At 66.1% G+C, this 3969-nt stretch carries 4 protein-coding genes; all 4 read right to left on the bottom strand.

The window, feature by feature from the left end; all coding sequences use genetic code 11:
- Positions 1 to 78: 78 nt before the first annotated feature.
- Positions 79 to 846 (bottom strand): MBL fold metallo-hydrolase, encoded by a 768-nt coding sequence (locus ACLP25_RS11035; protein ID WP_442469243.1) that lies wholly within the window; start codon positions 844 to 846, stop codon positions 79 to 81.
- A 52-nt stretch (positions 847 to 898) separates the two neighbouring features.
- On the bottom strand, positions 899 to 1855 hold the full coding sequence (locus tag ACLP25_RS11030; RefSeq protein ID WP_442469242.1) for a TIGR00730 family Rossman fold protein: 957 nt from the start codon (positions 1853 to 1855) through the stop codon (positions 899 to 901).
- A 64-nt stretch (positions 1856 to 1919) separates the two neighbouring features.
- Complete coding sequence (gene rfbA / locus ACLP25_RS11025) at positions 1920 to 2807, bottom strand: glucose-1-phosphate thymidylyltransferase RfbA (protein WP_442469241.1); 888 nt, start codon at positions 2805 to 2807, stop codon at positions 1920 to 1922.
- A 2-nt stretch (positions 2808 to 2809) separates the two neighbouring features.
- The gene (gene rfbB / locus ACLP25_RS11020) at positions 2810 to 3889 is read right to left on the bottom strand and encodes a dTDP-glucose 4,6-dehydratase (protein ID WP_442469240.1); all 1080 of its coding nucleotides are present in this window, start codon (positions 3887 to 3889) and stop codon (positions 2810 to 2812) included.
- Positions 3890 to 3969: the final 80 nt, after the last annotated feature.

The following is a 3969-nucleotide window of genomic DNA, read 5'->3' as shown; positions in this document are numbered from 1 at the left end:
AGGCGAAAGAAACCCGCCGCGAATCATGCCTCCAGCCGAATCCGAAAACCCTTCCGACGCAAGCCCCTTTTCGCCCCCTCAATGAGTCCGGGTATAGTAGAGAACTTCCTGCGTGCGCTCGAGCGCGAAGGTCGGAACGACGACGTTGCCGCCCCGTCGGAAGCAGTCGTTCACCGCCTCGTCGAATTCCTCCACCGTCTGATCGAGCGGCCGGTGCATCCGGTCGCCGTAGGTCGTTTCCATCACCACAACGTCGGCGTTCGCTGGCGGATCGGCGTCCCGGAGCAGCGGGCGGCCCGTGGGGCCCAGATCGCCGGAGAAGATGACTCTCCGGCGCCGATCGCCCTCGACGAGGTCCAGAACGATGCTGGCCGAGCCGAGAATATGGCCGGCGTTGACGAATGCGACCCGGACGTCGGTCGCCACGTCGATCGGCTGGTCATAGGCGGCCGTCCGCCCGAAGCGATCGAAGGCGCTCAGCGCGTCGATGAGCCCGTAGACCGGCGCGAAGCCGGCATCGCTTTCGCCGCGCAGCTCGGCGCTGTGCTTGCGGCTCTTGGCCTCTTCGTCCTGCTGATGCGCCGCGTCGAGCAACACCAGCCGGGTCAGCTCGCGCGTCGCCGCTGTCGCGATGATCTCTCCCTTAAACCCGCGCTTGACCAAGAGCGGAATGCGACCGCAATGGTCGAGATGGGCGTGAGTGAGCAGCAGGACATCGACCCGGGCCGGGTCGAGGCCGAAGTCTCCGGCGTTCGCGGCGTCGGTCTGAGGGTCGCCCTGGAAGAGTCCGCAGTCGACGAGGAGGGTCTTGCCCCCGCATTCGATCGCGTGGCAGGAGCCCGTCACGCTCCGGTCGGCGCCGTGATCGGGCCCTCCCGCCGTGGTCTCTTCTGGCGCTTCAGCGTCCCGAGCCGAAGCGCTCCTCCTTCTCCTGCTCCCATTTCTCAATGCCGGCCCAGATTTCGTCGGCGGACTCGGCGAACCAGAACAGCTCCCGGTCCTCGGGATCGATCACGCCCTCATCGACCATGTAGTCGAAATTGATCACCTTCCGCCAGTGGCGCTCGCCCACGAGCACGATCGGCATCGGCCGGATCTTGCGCGTCTGGCTGAGCGTCAGGACCTCGAACAGTTCGTCCAGCGTGCCGTAGCCGCCGGGGAAGGCGACAAGCGCCATCGCGCGCTGCAAAAAGTGCAGCTTGCGCAGCGCAAAGTAATGGAAGTTGAAGCAGAGTTCGGGCGACACATAGGGGTTGGGAAACTGCTCGCGCGGTAGGCTGATGTTGAGGCCGATGGTCTTGGCGCCGGCGTCGAACGCGCCGCGATTGGCGGCTTCCATGATGCCCGGGCCGCCACCCGTTATGATGAGCGTCTGCCCGTCGCCCGTCCGGGCGTTGGCCTCGGCGACGAGGCGGCCGAAGGCGCGCGCGACGTCGTAGTAGCGGCTGTTGTCGAGAACCCGCTCGGCGATCGCCAGGCGCTTTGCGTATTCGCGTGCGCCGTCGCCCGACGGGCCAGCGGCGCGCAAGGCGTCGAGCCGGCGGCGCGCCTCCCGTGGCTCGCAGATGCGTGAACTGCCGAAGACGACGATGGTGTGCACGACATTGTTGGCGCGAAGCCCGAACTCAGGCTTGAGGTAGTCCATCTGCAGCCGCAAGCCGCGCACGGGATCGCTGGCGAGAAAGTCGAAATCCTCGCTGGCCACCCGGTAGGATGGGGAATCGAGTATCGCCCGGACCCGCGCCGCCGCCTCCGGGTCCTCGCTCGGGGGCTTGGGCAGCGGCGAGGGAAGAGGCTTGCGCCTGACGAACGGGTCCGCCGGATGCGGAACCGTCCTCCTTGGGCCGCTGGTCATGTCTCGACTTTCTTTTATGTTTCCGAGGCGGAACGCAAAGCTTGCGACCGCCGCGCGCCGCGTGTCAACGCGGCATAAGTTCACGCCGCTCGTTCAAGATTCGCCGCAGATACTGGCCGTACGCGCTCTTGCCGAACCGGTCGGCGAGCTCTTCGAGCTGAGCCGCGCCGATGAAGCCCTGGTCGAAGGCGATCTCCTCGGGGCAGCAGATCTTCACCCCCTGGCGCACTTCGAGGGTGCGCACGAAGGCCGCGGCGTCGACCAGCGAATCCGGCGTTCCCGTGTCGAGCCACGCGTAGCCGCGCCCCATGCGTTCGACATTGAGCGCGCCAGCCTCCAGGTAGATGCGGTTGACGTCGGTGATCTCGTATTCCCCGCGCGCGGAAGGCTTCAGCGCCTTGGCGATCTCGACAACCTTCGAATCGTAGAAGTAGAGGCCCGTCACCGCCCAGTGCGACTTTGGCTTCTCCGGCTTCTCCTCGATCGAGACGGCGCGCCCGGTGGAATCGAACGCCACCACGCCGTAGCGCTCCGGATCGGGCACGTGATAGGCGAACACCGAGGCGCCCTTGTCGCGCCTGGCGGCGCGGCGCAGCTGCTCTCCGAGACCGGCGCCGTAAAAGATGTTGTCGCCGAGGACGAGCATGGCCGGCTCGCCGGCGACGAAAGACTCGCCGATGACGAAAGCCTGCGCAAGGCCGTTGGGAGTCGGCTGCTCGGCGTATTCGAAGCGCATGCCCCATTGCGCGCCGTCGCCGAGCAGGCGGCGGAACATCGGCAGATCGTGCGGTGTCGAGATGATCAGGACTTCGCGAATGCCGGCCAGCATGACGACCGACAGCGGATAATAGATCATCGGCTTGTCGTAGACCGGCACGAGCTGCTTCGAGACGGCGAGCGTGATGGGATGCAGCCGGGTGCCCGCTCCGCCCGCCAGAATAATGCCCTTCACGCTCAGCCTCCCATCGTCGTCGACGCCGCGGCTTCAAGAAGCACTCCGAGGCGCTCGCCGGCGTAGACCTTGTCGCGTAGCGGACGCCACCACCATTCGTTGTCGAGATACCAGCGCACTGTCTTTTCGATGCCCGTGTCGAAATTCTCCTGCGCCCGCCAGCCGAGCTCCTGTTCGAGCTTCGTCGCGTCGATGGCGTAGCGGAGGTCGTGGCCCGGACGGTCGGTCACGAATGTGATCAGTTCGGCATAGGGCCGGCGGGCGGGCTTGAGCCGATCGAGGATGGCGCAGATCGTGCGCACGACGTCAATGTTGCGCCGCTCGTTGCGGCCGCCGACGTTGTATTTCTCGCCGATGCGGCCGCGGCTGACGATGATGTCGAGCGCCCGGGCGTGATCCTCGACATAGAGCCAGTCTCGCACGTTGGTCCCCGCCCCGTAGACCGGCAGCGGCTTGCCGTGAATGGCGTTGAGGATGACGAGCGGGATCAGTTTCTCCGGAAAATGATAGGGGCCGTAGTTGTTGGAGCAGTTCGAGATCACGGCCGGGAACTTGTAGGTGTGCGCCCAGGCCGAGACGAGATGGTCGGAGGCGGCCTTCGAGGCCGAATAGGGGGAGCTCGGATCGTAGGGCGTCGTCTCGACGAACAGCCCCTCGTCGCCGAGCGAGCCGTAGACCTCGTCGGTCGACACATGCAGGAGGCGGAACCCTTCGCGCTTCACCCCGGCGAGGCCGAGCCAGTAGGCCCGCGCCGCTTCCAGCATCGAGAACGTGCCCAAAATGTTGGTCTGGATGAAAGCGTCGCTGCCGGTGATCGAACGGTCGACGTGACTCTCGGCGGCCAGGTGGATGACGTGGTCCGGCTGGAACCCCGCCAGCGCGTCCGCAATCGCCGGCCGGTCGCAGATGTCGATTTTGGCGAAGCGGTAGTTCGGCGCGTTGCCGATGGTCGAGAGCGACGCCAGATTGCCTGCGTAGGTGAGGTTGTCGACGTTGAGCACGTTGACGCCGGCGCCGACCAGATGGCGGCAAACCGCGGAGCCGATGAATCCCGCCCCACCCGTCACCAGTACGTTCCGCATTCTTAAACCTCCGGATCAGGGGATGAGCCGCGCGCAACAGGCGGCGACCGAGGAGCGCCAGTCCGGCAGGGCGACGCCGT

It is taken from the genome of Roseiarcus sp., from assembly GCF_052145395.1.
Lineage (GTDB): Bacteria > Pseudomonadota > Alphaproteobacteria > Rhizobiales > Beijerinckiaceae > Roseiarcus.
The sequence above is the reverse complement of the archived record's forward strand: the minus strand, read 5'-3'. Positions and strand labels throughout refer to the sequence as shown.